Here is a 17,066-nt window from a genome sequence, read left to right as displayed (position 1 = left end):
AAACCTCATTAAATTGGCTCTAGATCATTGCGTGCTTTTTAGGCGGAGCACTACTTTACCAAACCCTAACCATAGCGCAATCAGCCATGAGTCTGGTAGATATCGGGAATGTTTTAAGCTAGAGTCCCCTCATCTGCTGATCAGGGAGACTTTTTAGACTCCGTTGGCATGGTATCTAACCGCTGCCAGAGTTGCTCATACACACTTTCGTGTACAGGCGCTCTCAACGCTCGGCCCAATCGATTCTTCTTTTGAGCAGCTTTGAGACAATTGGCGTTTGGACATAAATAGGCCGAACGCCCCATCCCCTTATCTAATTGTACTGTCCGGCTCGGATAAACGCGGACAACCCGCCACAAAGCCTCTTTTGGGGCGATCGCTCGACAGCTGACACAGCGTCGAAAGTTAGGTTTCATGATGTTAACGTTTGAAAACTATTCCTCCTCTGAAAGGGCTTCAGCTTCAAGTTGATTCTCTAGGTCATCGCTCTCTTCAGGAACTTCAGTGAAGTCATTATCAGATGCGCTATTATCCGCTTCATCTACATCAGAGAGCGCTTCTTCATCGGCTAAAGGTTCAGCAGAGACCGAGTCAGAAGCAGCAGGTACTTCAGCTTCATCGGATGCTTCTAGTGCCTCCTCACCTAGTACTGCTGCCGCCTCTTCCTCATCTTCAAAGTCCTCTGCAATGGGATACTTCCGCTTGAGTTCTTCCATGAGAGCAGCTTCCGCCGCCAAGCGAGCCTCCTCTTCAGCGTGACGAGCTTCCTCTTCGGCTTGACGAGCCGCGATCTGATCGGCTATTTTGCGATCTTCCTCGGCATAGTCATACTTAGCGGTGTCTTTGATGTCAATCTTCCATCCGGTAAGTTTGGCTGCTAAGCGAACATTTTGCCCCTCTTTTCCAATGGCTAGGCTCAGCTGGTCCTCTGGAACAAGCACATGGGCCTGTCGCTCTTCAGGGTTCATAAGCCGAACCTCATCCACCCGTGCAGGACTGAGAGCATTAGCAATATAAGTTGCCGGATCTAGAGAATAGCGAATGACGTCTATTTTCTCCCCTCTTAGTTCGCTGACCACAGCTTGAATTCGCGATCCACGAGCACCAATGCAGGCGCCGACTGGATCGACATCTCGTTCAGCCGTGTCTACTGCAATTTTAGTACGGGGACCCACTGAGCGAGAAGGGGGATTTGCTTCCCTAGCGACGGCAACTATCCGAACAATTTCGTCTTCAATTTCAGGGACTTCGTTCGAGAAAAGCTCCACCACAAGCGCCGCATCAGCCCGAGAAACTAAGAGCTGAGGACCCCGATGAGAGCCTTCTGACACCTTCTTGAGAACAACTCGGAACTTAGAATTAGGACGATAGTTATCGTTAGGGAGTTGGTCACGCTTCAGCAATTCTGCTTCGACCTCGGGCTGTCCGGTTCCGCTACTGACTGTCATAATGACAGATTGACGCTCAAATCGCTGCACAGTAGACGTCAAAACGCTGCCTTCCAAATCCTGGAACTCTTCCTGAATTAGCTTCCGCTGTTGATCTCGCAGCTTTTGAGCTAGGACCTGCTTTGTCTGTATCGCGGCCATGCGTCCAAAGTCTTTTTGCTCTGGTGTCACATCCAAGACCACGGTGTCGCCAACCTGAGCTTCTGGAGCAACTTCCAAAACTTCTGCTAAAGCGATTTGATGGTCGGCGTTTTCAATTTCTTCAACAATGGTCTTTGTTGCTAACACCCGAAAGCCCTGATCATCTTCGTATTCGACATCTAATTCAATGTCAAAGTTATCAAAATAACCTTCATCAAAATGATTACCGTCTACCAGGCGTTGCGTTCGGCGAAAACGTTCATAACCCTTTAATAAAGCTTCTCTAAGGGCATTTTCAACGGCATATTTGGGCAAGTTGCGTTCTCGGCTGATGCTATCGATCAGTTCTTTTAAATTCGGTAGGTTAACTAAAGACATCGGTTGATTTGACTCCCTTTGAAAAAGGATTGCGATCGCAACAAATAAGACAATAAAAAGATAAATAAACGATTAGGGCGCTACTACTCGGGAGCGCGATCGCTCAGTTGAACAGTCTGGACCAACTCTCGTGGTAATTTTGTAGGCTTTCCTTTCTGGCTGAGATAAACATAGTCATCATCACGCTTTAAAAGCTGCCCTAGCCAGGTCTGACGGTTTTTGTAAGCCTCAGCTAGCTGTATCTCCACCATAAATCCCTTAAAAACCAGAAAATCGCGTTCAGATGTTAGCTCTGATGAAATACCAGGACTAGAAACCTCTAAGACATAGGCATCCGGAATCAAGTTTGTCTCGTCGAGAATGGTTTCCAGAGCTTGACTCATCTGTTCACAATCTTGAAGACTCGTATCTTCTGCCTGAGAGTTGCGCACATCAATTCGCAATATAGGTGGCGAATGATTAGTCTGAAAGACGGCATCCACCACATCCAGCCCAAGATGCTCCGCTACCGGAGCCGCCAAGTCTAAGACTTTCGGGATGAGAGGATGAACCATATAAAACTCCAATAAAAAAAGTGGGGTGTCATGCCCACTTCCTTAGAACGTTCAGAATCAGGAAGGAGCAGAAGCGGTCTCGATCTGCTCGGCTAACCATGTTAGCGCATATTGCGACAGACAGTCTGAGTAACGCTGGCGGACTCTTGACAATTACCGCTGGCGAACTTGAGTGATGTCGTAAAGCTTATAATTCTCTTCCCGCAGCCGATCAGCATCGGCTATTGAAAGCCGTTTGACATAGTTGATTTTGATCTCTTCTAATAAAGCCACAGTCCAATTTTCAAGGTTATCAACCGTCTGATTTTGCTGGATTTCAACCCGCAATTGCTCACCCATCTTTTCAATCAGCTGTTGGGTCAGCTCAGCAGCTTTCTCGTCCTCCAAAGACCCCGTTAGCACACTGTAGAGATTCTCTGAAGTTTGACTAACAATCTGCTGAGCAATTTGTTCCGGTAAATCGCCAATACCTGGAATACCACGAAAGCCCTGATAGCCAGGTGCCTGCTCGAAGGCTTTGACGATATTGTGCTGGAGCAGAGCATCAAGCTCCGGCTTAACGTTTGGCAACACTTTGTAAACCACTAAGGTTGTCAGGCTGTTAGTAATCGCCTCAATCTCATTAACACCATTGATATCGATGTATCGCTGACTAGTCGTCGTTTGCAAAAGCCACTCAGAAACACTCCCATCTTGAATCAGTCGTTGAATCTGATCGATGATCCGTAAAACAACAATTTCAGTCAGCTCAACAGCAAAGTTAGCAATGAAGATGCGATTGACTCGATTTCTGAGCGGCACTAAGTTGACTAGCTGAGACTGATTGAGGCGAATGGTCACGGGAATGATTCTGAGCCATCTCCAGAAGGGAAGAAAGAAGATGAGATCGTACCAGCGCAGCAAGACGGCATCCAGCCAAGTGTAGTTTTTATATCGGCGGCTGATATAGAAGGTTCGAGCTAGCAGTTCCAGCGCCATGAAGAGCACAAACCAAATGTCAAGCCGCCAAAAATCGTCCTGAGGTGAGCCATCTTCACTAATCCCCCGGAAATAGTTGGTTTCTAGCAGTGGAATAACCTCACCGCTAAAAAATTCAATCTCTTGAGACCATCCCGCCTGGGTCAGGTAGTCTTCACTCCAAAAGGTATTAAAGGCAGCTTTAGACGAATCAACACCAATGCGATCGCGCATCAAGTTTTTGATCCGCTCTAAGGTGCCGGACTTATCGGCAATTTGAAAGGGATTCTCGTCAATAATTGCCGTACTTTGTTCTCGCACCTCCTCCAGCAGGCTCTCGGCTTGAACCGATGAAAGCCCTGTCTGAGCCACTTGCTCTCTCAAGGTGTCGATGGTTTCTAAATAGTTTTCGGTTGTACGCTCAGGTTCAATCCCCTTAAATAGCTCACCGTATTGAGTGGTGAGTTCCGGGAAAAATCGCAGATAGAAATCACGAAATCGAATGTAGCTGACGTCAAATAGCACCAGGATGAGATTGAGCAGAGCGATGATTGCCACCATACGCTCAAACCAGAGGGAGGTAGTTCTTGTTAGAGGGCGACGTTTCTTAGGGCGAGAAAGCGCAGACATTAGCCTTGGGACTCACAGATTCGGGTTGGACAGTGCTGAACAACACTGTCTCTGTTGTGAGGATAGACTGCTAAGTACCTTTTCTTCAGCGATCGCAAGAGTTTGCAGCATATTAAACATCGATGCCTTTCCGTGATGCCTTGACGGCTGCTGATTCCGTCTCCAATCCCCTGCTCCTCATCCTGGCGTTTCTTTGGCTCTTCTACTTTTCATGTATCCATAGAGCCTGATAGGTCAGAAATGAGATCACCGCATTCGCTAAGATGTGTATAGTTTTCGTTACATTGCTGAATAAATTATGACGACAGCGATCGCATCTAGCATTCACAGCGTGGCGTCTCTCCCCGGCGAGTTTTGGGATTGGCAAGGCAACCCGATTTACTATGTCAAAGCGGGTGCAGCCAAAAGCGGTCGTCCACCTTTACTACTCATCCATGGATTTGGAGCGTCTACTGATCACTGGCGCAAGAACATTCACGGTCTGAAAGATGACTTTGAAGTTTGGGCGATCGATTTACTGGGGTTTGGTCGCTCTGCCAAACCAGACAGAATCTACAGCCCAAATCTGTGGCGAGATCAGCTGCACGATTTTATTCAAACGGTCATTGGTCAACCTGCTGTGCTAGCGGGCAATTCTCTAGGCGGGTACGCTAGTCTCTGCGTCGCAGCTGACTATCCTGACTCGGTTGCTGGCGTTATTTTACTAAACAGTGCAGGATCCTTTGAAGAAACACCCGCTTCTACACCTCAAACCAGTCCGTTTCAAAAAGCAATTCGCCAAACGATTCAAAATCTTTTACTACAGCCCCTTCCCAGCTGGCTCTTGTTTCAATATGTGCGTCAACCATCCAATATTCGGAGAACCTTAAAGCAGGTCTATGTCGACCAGACCGTCATTACCGATCAGCTCATCGAAGACATTCGTCGTCCTTCGAATGATCCTGGAGCGGCTAAGGTTTTTGCGTCTGTCTTTAGTTCACCCAAAGGCGATACCGTAGACCTTCTACTAGGTCGTATGCAGGCCCCTTTATTACTAATCTGGGGTGAAGGCGATCCTTGGATGGGTGCTCGCCAGCGCAATGAAAAGTTTCGTCAGTATTATCCCAACTTGACTGAGCACTTTTTGAATGCTGGACATTGTCCCCACGATGAAGTCCCCCAACAGGTCAATCTACTGATGCGAGAGTGGGTGTTGAACCTTTCCAAGCTTACCTAGCGAGATTGCCTTGCCGTTAATTGCATGATTTGTTCAAGATGCTCAAATACAGACATACTGTCCCAAAGAGCACATTCTAGATTGAGCCACTGTTCAATATCGTTGGCGGTCGCAGGCCGAATGATAACCCTGCAAAGTCCCTACACTCGTTAACCCAATGATGAGTGCTCATGATTGTATTGACTCTACAAAGTATTAGTCGATGCGTCTGACAGCTGGGACTGCAAAAGGTCAGTCGAGAGAGACGGCTCAGAAAACTGAGGCATCGCGGGTTCAGGACTTGTGTTCAGATGAGTATCTTCCAAGCTTGGTTGTTCATTCTGGAAGGGTAATGGCGTCACAGTGGACATTGTGGGGTGAGCTGTGACGTCAATATCCGTTCGGGGGAGCAGTGGCTCGTCAGTATTGAGTGAGATATTGCTAAATGGGGATGGTTCGGTCTCTTCAGGATTGGATGAACTTGGATTATTTTGTATCGAAGCCGCCGGAGGAACTGGAGAACGTTCTGCCAAAGAGTCTATCTCAGCAGCACCATCCGTAGGCACTTCTGAGGTCTCGGGCAAAGGCGGCGTTGTCTCAGCGGGAAGGGAATCAGGATGCGGCGGCAGGACAGCCGTACTGGACCGATTGGGGGCTATTTGCAAGCTAATGTTGCCAGTGGGCGGCGGCGGTGGCGCGACTATATGGGCAAGCTGCGATCGCTGAGTGGGATCTAGCTGCTGTGTACGGGATAATGAGGACAACGAACGAAATTCTCGTGTCCGAGTCGCATCGGAGCGGCCTAAGCGCGGCTGCCGTTCCTGTACTTCAGGTTGGAGAGAAGTCTCTGCCTGCGATGAGACAAAAGAAGCCAATTCCGTAGTGGAAGCTTCCGTTGGGGCAACTTCCTGTCCAGGATCAGGCTGGAGATCAACCGTTAGATCAGTAGCATCATGCTGAATGGCACCATAAGTAATGAGTGCAAAAATGCTACTAAAAGAAATATAGGCTAGAGCACGCATTGGGCTTGAACTCCCTTTTGCTATCTAAGGGGACTAACTTTTCCCTTACTAACATTGAACCCAAATCTGTGTGTAGACCGTAATAATGGCGTATAAAGAGTTTATGAATCTCAATTCAATTAAGTATTTATCCTTATCAATATCGCCTCATATTGATCCGTATTGACGAAAACAATAAGTAGCCGTTGCGTTCATTGCATTCAGATGTTTTCGTCAACCCACGGTTTTATGCGATCGCCCCTAGCGATTGGAGCGCTGCTATTTGCGCTGAAGTGACGCCTTGGATACCTGCAATTTGCGTCCCTTCATAGGGACCAGGAATCTTAAACGCCTTAGTCACCTTCCCTGTTTTGACTGAGCGCATCTGTACCGTTTGGCGATCAGTATTAGTCACGAAACCATCCCAATTAGGGTTGAGCGCTATAGCTCCCACAACCGTTGAGTAATCATTATGGGTATGCAAGCACTCCATCGTTTGCAAGTCCCACAGTTTAACGGAGCGACTGTAATCGCCCGTGATGAATCGCTTGCCATCAGGGGTGAAGCGGATACAGTGAAATCTCCTGCCATCGTCTCTGAGCACTGATCGCAACTCTCCAGTATCGACATCCCAAAAATGAACTGTGTCTTCAACCGTACCCGCCAGAATCACTCCATCAGGACTGAAAGCAACGTCAAACGCCTGGACGGTACTCTGAAATGTCTGGCAGCAAATCCGGCTTTGGATATCCCACAATTGAAAGGCGCCTGCCTCGTGACCGCTGACCAACGTTTGATTATCAGGGCTAAAGGCTAGCGACAAAATCCAACTGGGTTGTTCAGCAAAACATTTTAAGGTTGTTCCTTCAAGCAGATTCAGCAGGAAGATACGCCCCGTCTGGCTTCCTGCCGCAAGCCACTGACCATCAGGACTCACGGCCATACACCACAGATATTCTGATGTCGCAAAGGTTTTCAAACAGGCACCCGTTGCTCGATCCCAAAATTTCAAGGTGCCATCGCTGCTACAGCTAATAAGCTGTTCTCCATTGGGATGAAAAGCAACGTTCCAAACCAAATGTTGGTGACCGTGACACGTTTGTAGACACGCTGCGGATTTAACGTCCCAGAGCCTGACAACCCCGTTGTGTCCAGTCAGCAAAAAGTCGCCGCTGGTATCAAAGGCTATTCCCAGCGTGACGTGGTGATATCCCTGCCAGGTTCGCAAACAGTGCTGACTACTAACATCCCAAAGTTTAAGAAGTTGATGGTTGTGCCCACTGACTAAACGGTGGGTTGCAGGATGAAAACTGAGCGATTCGAATGGAGGCACAGCGGCTTGGAGCGTCCATAGACAAGTCTGAGTACCGAGATCCCAACAGCGGAGTGCCCCTGCAACGCCGATAAACAGGCGATCGCTAGTCGCATCCACGGCGATCGCCTGGGCTGGTTCTGCATAGGGTCCAAGCGTCCACAAACAGGCCCCTGTGTGAAGGCTCCAAACCTTGACGCAGCCGTCATCACTGCCACTGATGATGACATTATCACGCCCAAACAGAGCGGTTTTGACGGCAGCCTGGTGTCCTTCGAACGTCCGGAGACACTCTCCCGTTTCGATATCTAGCAGCAGCAGCGTTTTTGCTCCCCCCGCCAGCAAAGACTGACCATCCGGCGATATTGTCAACGACCACGTCCACCCGCGATGACTCTCCAGCTTCCGCTGACAGGTTTGAGTCGTCAAATCCCAGAAGCGGATGTAGCCATCATCATGACTGCTGATGAGCTGATGCCTCTCTGGTCCATCGACCGTTGCTGTGCAGGCAAGGAACCCGTCGTCTTGCAGCACCTTTTCGCACTGCCCTGTTTCCACGTTCCAAAATCGAATCGTTTTGTTAGCCCCCGTGCTGATAATCAAGCGATCGCTATCAACAAAGCGCAAACTCCATACCCACAAAGCACCTGCATTCAAGAAGATACGACGCAGCTGACCATCCTCAACTTGAAAAAGATGAATTTCATTATTCGAATGTGCCGTAGCCAGCCAATCGCCATTAGCACTAAAAGCTGTCGCAGTTGTATCGCCAAAGGCTTGCGTAAAAATAGCGTCATGAAAATGGCTAGCAGAGAAATCAACCTGAGTGAGCGTCATGCCTTGTAGATAGACATGACGCAGGGTTAACTGTGAACAATCGCAGGGATCAACTGTGGTATTCAACTGGCAGAGCACATTGAGTAGGTTGCCAGCGCCATACCCTGTCAGCGTGGGATGTTCGCGCAAGTCAGCAAACAGCTGATAAATCCGAGCTTTGATATGAGCGGCAGAGCCTAAGATTTCCAGAAGTTGATCGCACACGGCTTGCAGCATGAGCTGCCGTTGAGCGGCCTGAACATAGTCTTTTGCCGTCGTTGTCAAGAGTGCATAGTCATCAAGGGCTATGAGGTCGCCGTTGAGTAGGGCTGCGATCGCTTGCTGGACCCAACATTCAGTGACGTGTTCCAAGATTACGGGCTGTAGAGCAAAACGCTGGTGGGATTTGATCAATGACAAATGCTGATTGAGGGATTGTAACGTCATCGGCAAGACAGCCTGACGTTGACGGGACAAGATATCGCGTCTCATTTCCGCTAGGGACAGCGCCTCTCGATGAATCGCTAACCAATAGAGCAGCTCAGTTTCAGCATCAGATAGCCGCTGCATATGCCAATCCAGTAAGGTCTGGATATCCCCGAAAATAGGTTTGCCAGTGTTTAGAAAGGCAGCGACGTCACCAAAAAACACTGCTTCAATGTGTTTAGCCGCCAACTCCAATGCGAGGGGATGTCCTTGATAGAGCTGTACCAACGCCGTCCAGTCAGTCTCTTCAGCCGTGAAGAGGCCAAACGCCTGAACGATCTGCTGTCCAGAAGCAACTTTGAGTCCCGTCACTTCCAAACTGCGGACGGTTTTGTGGGGACCTTCTAACCGGGCGATCGCGGGTGGTTTTTCGCGACTGGTCAACATCAAACAGCTTTTGTGGGTTGTTTCGCCCAACCGTCGAAAAAGCTGATCGTAGTCCTCGTATCCAGACCGATAAGTGCCCGTAGGTCCAGCCGCTAACACCGTTTCTACATTGTCCAGAATCATCAAACAGCGATGCTGGCGCAGATACTTCAAGAGCATCAACAGTTGATCGTCAAAAGAGACCGGGATAGCTATCTCATCCTGTCCAGAAATCAATCCAATGAGAGCCTGTAGGACATCAGACAGCGGCGGCGCATTGAGGAGCGATCGCCAAATCACAAATTCAAACTGCTCTTGGATACGATGGCCGAGTTGAGCTGCCAATGCTGTTTTGCCAATGCCGCCGATCCCCGTCAGGGCAACAACTCGACAGCGATCCTGCACTATCCAATGCTCCAGTATTTGAAGTTCCGCTTGACGTCCTAAAAAGAGACTGACATCCGGCGCGTCAGCCCAATCGATAGACATCGCTCCAAACGTCAGGGACGGACTATCACTTGGCACTGCCAATTCTCGTGATAGAGACGACAGTGCGCTGTGGTTCAAGGCTTGCTCTATAGAACTCCGAAGCGTCCGCTTCGTAATTTTGAGATCCAAAACGACTGATAACCCCTTCCACAAATCAGCCGCCGTATCTTTAATGTGTCCCTCAGTTAGATAGAGTCGCTCCGATAAGCTAACGTAGCTTTCCTGATGCCAAGCCACTTCCAGGATGCTTCGTTCCAAAGACGTCAGCGATCGCCCATGCGCACTTTTCCAAAGCGTTTCCAGCATCTTTAAAGCTTCTTCAAAAGTCATAACCAACTTAGGGCGGTAGGTACACGGCCATCGTGGGCAGTCGCACAAGGAAACTCAAAAAAGAAAACAGTGCTGATAAAGTTTCGGTCGCTTGACAGCCATTCATCAACATTTGCACATCTGTCGCCAGATCTCATTATCATTTCCAGCCAGCTCATTTGTCTGGATTCTGCCAGGCCATAACAATTCTGAATTCACAGTTCGAATTGGCAACCTAGCAAACACCAGGAATCAAGATAATCCGACTTTTCATCCGACTTATCCGACTGACTTCTTTTTCATCAAAAAGTCATGATGCGACCCGAAGGCCAGGACATGACCTCTGTAATGCATAGGTTTGCCCCCGCCAATCAATTTGATGACTTAAGGAGACCTATCGTGGCCCAGGTTGAAGTGAATTTGGAAGACCTGAATGGTTCCAATGGATTTGGATTTACGGGCGTCACTCGTCAGGAATTAGTCGGAACCGCTGTTAGCATTCTCGCAGACATCAACGGTGATGGAATTGACGATGTTGCCTTCGGTGCACCCGCCTCAGTAGGCAGCAGCGCCGACCCGTCTGTTCAAATCGTGTTCGGTCAGAACGGCAGCGTTCCGAGCGCCTTATTACCATCCAACACCGATTTAGGAACGGACCGCCTGACAATCACGGGCGGCTCTGGCAGTATCAAGCTTGGTTTTTCAGTCAGCAGTGCAGGTGATATCAACGGCGACGGCATTAATGACTTGATCTTGGGAGACATTGCGGCCAACCCAGCAGGCGGTTTCAATCCCTCAGGACAAAGTTTTGTCGTATTTGGACGGCCCGGTAATCAGCCGTTTCTCAGGGTGCTGAACGTTGAGACTTTAGATGGCTCAACAGGGTTTGCACTGGACGGTGCGGAGGGCGATCGCTCAGGTTCATCCGTCAGCGGCGCGGGAGATGTGAATGGTGACGGCATCGATGACTATCTGGTAGGTGCCCCTGACAATAACCGTGTCTATCTGCTGTATGGTCAAGCGGGCATTCAACCTAGCCGTATTAACTTGGCTCAGTTAACGCCTGCCCAAGGCGTTGTTTTATCCGGGGTCACAGACGATTTTGCTGGCACCACCGTTCGGAATCTAGGCGATTTTAACGGCGATGGATTTGATGATTTTGCGATCGCGGCCCCAGATGCCCGTATTCAGGTCCCTATTGGGGGTTCAGATCCAGCCAGTATCGTTCTTGGAGGACGAGTGTACGTCGTATACGGAGGGGCAAATCTACCCTCGCAGTTCGACCTAACAACGCTGAACGGCAGCAACGGATTTGTTTTCGAAGCCAACAATTTGGCCAACAGCTCGCGAGTAGGGTCTTCCCTAGATGGCGCAGGTGATTTCAACAATGATGGTCTGATGGATTTGATTATCGGTGCTCGTAACGCCGACTTTGAAGATCGGTCAGGCGTAGGACAAGCCTATATTGTTTTTGGACAAAGCGGCAGTATGCCCGTGAGACTAACCCGCGATGATTTGAACGGCAGCAACGGATTGGTCATTTCAGGGGAAACGGGCCGAGAAGGACTGAACTTCTCCGCCGATGCGGCTGGTTCTGCGGTTAGCGGCATCGGTGATTTTAATCAGGATGGCATCGACGATGTGGCGATCGTTTCGCCCAGAGGAGACGCTGGAGACAAGGCCGACGTCGGTCGAACCTACGTCGTTTACGGACGGGCGGGCAACACGACGGCTAGCCTAGATCTCAGAAACTTAGCCGCTGCTGATGGTCTGGTGTTCAATGGCTTCGATGAATTTGACGGGGATGGTCTAGGAATTAGCCCGTTGATAGATGGTGCCAGCGGTCGCGTCGATGGCGGCGGCGATGTTAACGGTGATGGGGTTCCAGATATTGTGATTGGCAATCCAGCAGCGGAACTTCTGGGATTTGTGAGTGCTTCCGCTGGGGTAGCGTATGTCGTTTTTGGTTCATCTGACGGCGTTCCTAGCGCCGTCCCGGGACCCAATCCCCTTGTAGACATTCCAGTTGACACTGTTTTCGATTACCAACAGTTTTTGCGCTACCAAAATCCAGATGCCGTCATCCCCACCGATGAAGTGGACAGCTTGCCGCTCACGAAGTTCTTTGATGAGACGCTTTATCGGCTGCAATACCCTGATGTGGCGATCGCCATCTCCGGTGGCTTTTTCAGCTCTGGCTATCAGCACTTTATTGAGTTTGGGCTGCTGGAAGGGCGTCATCCTAGTCTGCTCTACAGCGAAGTCTTCTACTTGGAGAATAATCCAGATGTCATACAGGGCATTATCGACGGAGGCATTATCAGCGGCCTTCAGCATTTTCTCACCGTGGGCCATACAGAAGGCCGCAATCCTAGCAGCGATTTTAATCAAGCAGACTACCTGATCAATAATCCTGACGTTGCCGCTGCCATTGAAGCAGGCGCTTTCCAGAGTGCCTTTGAACATTACATCGAGCGCGGAACGCTAGAAAATCGACTATCCGCTCCTTTGCTGTATGACGAGGTGTTCTATCTGCAAAATAATCCTGATGTGGCAGCGGCAGTTGGCGGTGGCTTCATAAGCGACGGATTTGAACACTTTGTTCAGTTCGGACAGAATGAAGGAAGACCACCCAGCTCGCTGTACAACGAGGCCAGCTATCTAGCCTTGAATCCTGACGTGGATGCAGCCGTTCAAGCGGGACTCTTCACAAACGGTTTTCAGCACTACGTAAGTCAAGGGCGCTTTGAAGAGCGCGTTACGGTTTAGAATCTGAACCCAACATGGCTTCAGCCAACTAGTGCAGCGTCAAGCTCTCAGAGCAACGTATTGTCTGTCGCAACACTTGCAGGGATAGCTCACTCACAATTGCAAAATTGGCAGGCTACCAGGCTTATGCCCCAATAGCATTCGGGTGCTTGGCCCATAGCCAAATGGCTCGCCCTTTTGTCTGATGGAAACGTTAAATCCGGCTAGGGTCCCAGCCGGATTTAATTGTGTAAGGCCTGACCTATTTCCTGACTTATTTAATGAAGAGCATCTCTTGGTAAGTCGGCAGCGGCCAGAAGCTGTCAGCAATCTCACCTTCTAAAGCATCGGCAGACTCGCGTACTTCATCCATTAAAGGACGGAGGGTGGTTGCACAGTACATCATGTGAGCTTCAGTATCTGCAAAATCATGCTTTTCCAAAGCGGTACTCAGCTTACCTGTTGCTTCCATAACTGCATTTGCCAAGTTGACCACTGTCTCAGCGCTACCTTGATTGAGGGTGACACCCAGATTGGACAGACTGGCAATAGTCTCGGATAACTGTGACAGATAATCGATCGCGGCTGGATAAATCTGAGTTTTCGCCATATCAATCACAAGCTTGGCTTCGACCTCAATCGACAAGATGTATTGCTCAGCGTAAACCTCAAAGCGACTTTCCAGCTCAACTGAAGTGAGTACACCGGTTTTCTGAAAGAGGTCTTCAATGTATTCCTCTTTGAGAACAGGTAATGCGTCAGCAGTCGTCGGCAAATTTGCAAGGCCTCGTTCTTCAACCGCCATCTTGTGCCATTCTTCGGAATAGCCATTGCCGCCGAAGACAACAGCACCATGTTCTTGCATGACTTCCTTCAAAACAGTGAGGATGGCAGTGTTTAGGTCTGCCCCACCGGACAGTTCACCGTCCAGACGATTGCTCATCCAGTCCAAGGAATCGGCCAGCATAGTGTTGAGAACGATTAGCGGACCTGAAACCGACTGACTGGAACCAACGGCTCGGAATTCAAAGCGATTTCCTGTAAAGGCAAAAGGAGATGTGCGGTTGCGATCGCCCGCATCTTTCGTCAACGTGGGTAGCACATCCACACCCAAATCCATCACCCCTTTTTGCTTAGACTCGGTGACCGTCCCCGTCTTGATCTGCTCGAAGACTTCTTCAAGCTGGGTTCCCAAGTAGACCGACATAATGGCGGGAGGGGCTTCGTTCGCGCCGAGACGGTGATCGTTGCTGGCCGTAGCGATCGCAGCCCGCATGAGTGGCCCATACTTGTGAACGCCTCGAATAACAGCGCCACAGAATACCAAGAACTGCGCATTTTCATGAGGGGAGTCACCCGGATCCAGCAGATTACCTTGAGTCGAGTTGCCCACCGACCAGTTGACGTGTTTGCCAGAACCGTTAATTCCGGCAAACGGCTTCTCATGCAGCAAACAGACAAACCCATGCTTCTTAGCCTTATGCTTGAGCACGGTCATAATCATCTGCTGGTGATCACTCGCGACGTTAGCCGCTTCGAAATAAGGAGCAATCTCAAACTGTCCTGGAGCGACTTCGTTGTGACGTGTCTTAGCAGGAATGCCTAGCTTGTAGAGAGTATTCTCGACGTCCTGCATAAATACCTGAACGCGCTCAGGAATGGCGCCAAAGTAGTGATCGTCAAACTGTTGACCTTTAGCAGGGGCTTTGCCAAACAGGGTGCGCCCAGCCAGAAGCAAATCAGGCCGCTGACTAGCAAAATTAGCATCAATTAAAAAATACTCCTGCTCAGCCCCACAGCTAGAGTTGACGTGAGCAACGTCGTCATAACCCAACAGCTTCAAGACTTTAGTCGCAGCCTTATCCATCGCAGCAATGGAACGCAGAAGCGGCACTTTCTTATCTAGTGCTTCCCCTGTCCAAGAGACAAAAACAGTTGGGATGCAGAGGGTAGACCCATTGTCCGTTTCCATAATGTAGGCCGGACTTGTCACATCCCAAGCGGTGTAGCCCCGCGCTTCAAAAGTGTCCCGAATGCCACCATTGGGAAAAGAAGAGCCGTCAGGTTCTCCCTGCACCAAAACTTTCCCTGCAAACTCCGAAATGACGCTGCCATCGCCTTGAGGAGAAATAAACCCATCGTGTTTTTCTGCGGTGAGGTTTGTCATAGGGTAAAACACGTGAGCATAGTAAAGCGCCCCCTTGGCGATCGCCCAATCCCGCATAGCTGTAGCAACCGTGTCGGCAATCGATGGATCGAGTTTTTCGCCAGCCATGATGGTCTTCTTGATCGACTTGAAGACTGCCTTGGGCAAACTAGCCTGCATTGCGCTGAGATCAAAAACGTTCTCAGCCCAAATGTTTTCCAGACGTTCTACAGGTTCAACTGGCATTGGAGATCGATTTGTGATCTCATAGATTGCCTGTAACCTGGCGGAGTTGCTAGTCATAACTTCAATCCTATGGGGTTTGCCTGACTGATATTACTGAAACCAGTCCATCAAAACGGCTGGCAAATATACCAATTTTGTTTGAAAGCTGAGGCCAAAACAGTTGGACAAAGTGCAGTTCCCAACAAGATAAACAACTGAGCTGGGCCTGCATGCTTTAGCGTTGCTGATCAGCGGGATGATTAACGTCTCTTCACCGAGGGTCACGCCTACAGTCGTCTAGGCTAGGGAAATTAAAGGGGGTCATGCTGAGTTGACTGTCGAGACCGTTCAACCGTTTAATTCAGCCACGTACATTCTGTTAGGCAAAAATTTAGAGTGTTTGTGAAAAAATGGGCGTCACCAACTTCAAAGTTGCCCTCTCATGGAAACTCTACTGCTTCAAGAGCAGCCTCTTTCCAGAAGCGGACACTCAAACTGAAAGCTAGCAACGCCTAAGACAATTGGAGTAACTCAAGGTTTGGCTTGAATGAGGGTATATTGCAACAAAGAAACCTTGGTTACTGTACTCAGAACTACACAACAAGGGGATACTTGCAAAGATTATTTGTTTTCGTGGTTTTACAATCTTGACTCGGGCAAATCACGTCTTCCTCATCGATGGAGATTAACCCACGCGATCTTCAAGATGAACCATGAGTTTGCAACACCAGGCTATCGAGCAACGCATCATCATTTTTGTCATGGCTCCCTCGCTTTTGAGATAGGGTGATAGTTACCCATGCTCGTGCTGTTGAACTATGAGTGCTGCTTTTATTATTGGCGATCGCGTTCGTCTTGCTTCTCAGCCACCTTACTTTAAAACCGCTGACACCATGCCCATGTTGCGTCCAGGAGACCTGATTCCAGTCGGAGCTGAGGGAATCGTCATGGAACAAAAGCCAAGCAGCTACTGGACTATCAAGTTTGAGCAGGGTTCTTTTTTAGTCGATATTGCCTACCTGGAGCGGGTTCCTTTCGAAACGGATTCTTGAGTGCTTGCCACTGGTTGCTGTTGCAGACTGACCCCTAGCTCCAACAACAAAACGGCACCCACAACACAACAGGAAATGCAATCCAAACAGCTTAGAAGATTCTCAATCATAAAAATACCTGGCTATGGTGCATTACACTGTGCTAATGACACCATACTAACGGTCAATTCTTTCCTGAAGATCCCCTAAAGCTATATATGACAAAGATCCCTCGTGGACACAGGGAGATGTTGTGTGTCTACAAGGGATCTTTGCAACTTAGGAGGTCTTCTTTAGGCAGCTAGACGCTAGATAGACTAGTCATCTTCTCTTCAAACGCTATTCGGTTTGGCAAGACTTCAAAGACCCGATCCATGCTGGTCAGTTCAAACAGCATTCTCACCTGATCATTGATTGAGCAGAAATACATCTCTTTCTGAGCGGCTCGAACTTTTTTCAAAACCACCACCAGAATCCCTAAGCCCGAACTGTCAACAAACGTAACGTTCTTCAGATCGATGAGAACCATATCTGCACCGTCAGCGATGGCGTCATCAACCTCTTGACGAAAAGACTCACCTTGAGTGCCATCTAAGATACCGGAGGGTTCAATAATTCTGATATCAGATTTCATAAAGTCCTCATTAGTTGGTTGATTAGTCGAACAAAAATCTATGGATAACCGTTGCTGAGAGTAATTTCACCCCTCCTGCTGTTTGCCCTATCATCGTCAACTTGTCCTAGAAAAGAGCGATAGACACTCTAGTGACATCGAGACGGACACCGTTCTAGAGCTATGCTCTCTAGCGAACGGTGCGGTGTAACAAACATGCA

General features: G+C 49.1%; 10 protein-coding genes and 1 pseudogene. 3 read left to right on the top strand and 8 right to left on the bottom strand.

Features of this window, described 5'->3' with window-relative positions; translation table 11 throughout:
• Window positions 1-140: 140 nt before the first annotated feature.
• The 4 genes and pseudogenes from PN498_RS27945 to PN498_RS27930 all read right to left on the bottom strand — a co-directional run bounded on the left by PN498_RS27945 (window position 141) and on the right by PN498_RS27930 (window position 4,108).
• Entirely contained in the window at window positions 141-416 is a 276-nt protein-coding gene (locus PN498_RS27945; RefSeq protein ID WP_272066750.1) for a YlxR family protein, read from the bottom strand.
• Window positions 417-809: 393 nt separating this feature from the next.
• A pseudogene (gene nusA / locus PN498_RS27940) lies at window positions 810-1,967 on the bottom strand (transcription termination factor NusA); the annotation flags it as partial.
• Between the two features lie 83 nt (window positions 1,968-2,050).
• On the bottom strand, window positions 2,051-2,521 hold the full coding sequence (gene rimP, locus PN498_RS27935) for a ribosome maturation factor RimP (protein WP_272066749.1): 471 nt from the start codon (window positions 2,519-2,521) through the stop codon (window positions 2,051-2,053).
• Between the two features lie 153 nt (window positions 2,522-2,674).
• Complete coding sequence (locus tag PN498_RS27930) at window positions 2,675-4,108, bottom strand: hypothetical protein (RefSeq protein ID WP_272066748.1); 1,434 nt, start codon at window positions 4,106-4,108, stop codon at window positions 2,675-2,677.
• A 298-nt stretch (window positions 4,109-4,406) separates the two neighbouring features.
• Here PN498_RS27930 and PN498_RS27925 point away from each other — a divergent pair, with 298 nt between their 5' ends.
• Window positions 4,407-5,324: an alpha/beta fold hydrolase gene (locus PN498_RS27925; RefSeq protein WP_272066747.1), complete on the top strand. Its 918-nt coding sequence runs from the start codon at window positions 4,407-4,409 to the stop codon at window positions 5,322-5,324.
• 185 nt (window positions 5,325-5,509) lie between these two features.
• On the opposite strand, the gene PN498_RS27920 is transcribed toward PN498_RS27925, so the two are convergent.
• On the bottom strand, window positions 5,510-6,325 hold the full coding sequence (locus PN498_RS27920) for a hypothetical protein (RefSeq protein WP_272066746.1): 816 nt from the start codon (window positions 6,323-6,325) through the stop codon (window positions 5,510-5,512).
• A gap of 226 nt (window positions 6,326-6,551) precedes the next feature.
• Window positions 6,552-10,103 (bottom strand): NB-ARC domain-containing protein, encoded by a 3,552-nt coding sequence (locus PN498_RS27915; RefSeq protein ID WP_272066745.1) that lies wholly within the window; start codon window positions 10,101-10,103, stop codon window positions 6,552-6,554.
• Between the two features lie 315 nt (window positions 10,104-10,418).
• Here PN498_RS27915 and PN498_RS27910 point away from each other — a divergent pair, with 315 nt between their 5' ends.
• Window positions 10,419-12,851, top strand: a complete 2,433-nt coding sequence (locus PN498_RS27910; RefSeq protein WP_272066744.1) for an integrin alpha — start codon at window positions 10,419-10,421, stop codon at window positions 12,849-12,851.
• A 253-nt stretch (window positions 12,852-13,104) separates the two neighbouring features.
• Here PN498_RS27910 and PN498_RS27905 read toward each other — a convergent pair whose 3' ends face one another.
• Complete coding sequence (locus PN498_RS27905) at window positions 13,105-15,222, bottom strand: glutamine synthetase III family protein (protein ID WP_272066743.1); 2,118 nt, start codon at window positions 15,220-15,222, stop codon at window positions 13,105-13,107.
• Window positions 15,223-16,019: 797 nt separating this feature from the next.
• On the opposite strand from PN498_RS27905, the gene sipA reads away from it, so the two are divergent.
• Complete coding sequence (gene sipA, locus PN498_RS27900; RefSeq protein WP_272066742.1) at window positions 16,020-16,253, top strand: regulatory protein SipA; 234 nt, start codon at window positions 16,020-16,022, stop codon at window positions 16,251-16,253.
• Between the two features lie 280 nt (window positions 16,254-16,533).
• On the opposite strand, the gene PN498_RS27895 is transcribed toward sipA, so the two are convergent.
• Complete coding sequence (locus tag PN498_RS27895) at window positions 16,534-16,866, bottom strand: STAS domain-containing protein (protein WP_272066741.1); 333 nt, start codon at window positions 16,864-16,866, stop codon at window positions 16,534-16,536.
• Window positions 16,867-17,066 lie beyond the last annotated feature (200 nt).

This window comes from Oscillatoria sp. CS-180 (assembly GCF_028330965.1).
In the GTDB taxonomy this organism is placed as follows: Bacteria; Cyanobacteriota; Cyanobacteriia; order Phormidesmidales; family Phormidesmidaceae; genus Halomicronema.
This window is presented reverse-complemented; position numbering and strand designations above follow the sequence as displayed.

Bases quoted from the DNA above. Each gene is read 5' to 3' on its own strand.
- sipA (WP_272066742.1), top strand. From the start codon at position 16,020: ATGAGTGCTGCTTTTATTATTGGCGATCGCGTTCGTCTTGCTTCTCAG.
- rimP (WP_272066749.1), bottom strand. From the start codon at position 2,521: ATGGTTCATCCTCTCATCCCGAAAGTCTTAGACTTGGCGGCTCCGGTA.
- PN498_RS27945 (WP_272066750.1), bottom strand. From the start codon at position 416: ATGAAACCTAACTTTCGACGCTGTGTCAGCTGTCGAGCGATCGCCCCA.
- PN498_RS27895 (WP_272066741.1), bottom strand. From the start codon at position 16,866: ATGAAATCTGATATCAGAATTATTGAACCCTCCGGTATCTTAGATGGC.
- PN498_RS27930 (WP_272066748.1), bottom strand. From the start codon at position 4,108: ATGTCTGCGCTTTCTCGCCCTAAGAAACGTCGCCCTCTAACAAGAACT.
- PN498_RS27910 (WP_272066744.1), top strand. From the start codon at position 10,419: ATGACCTCTGTAATGCATAGGTTTGCCCCCGCCAATCAATTTGATGAC.
- PN498_RS27915 (WP_272066745.1), bottom strand. From the start codon at position 10,103: ATGACTTTTGAAGAAGCTTTAAAGATGCTGGAAACGCTTTGGAAAAGT.
- PN498_RS27905 (WP_272066743.1), bottom strand. From the start codon at position 15,222: ATGCCAGTTGAACCTGTAGAACGTCTGGAAAACATTTGGGCTGAGAAC.
- PN498_RS27925 (WP_272066747.1), top strand. From the start codon at position 4,407: ATGACGACAGCGATCGCATCTAGCATTCACAGCGTGGCGTCTCTCCCC.
- PN498_RS27920 (WP_272066746.1), bottom strand. From the start codon at position 6,325: ATGCGTGCTCTAGCCTATATTTCTTTTAGTAGCATTTTTGCACTCATT.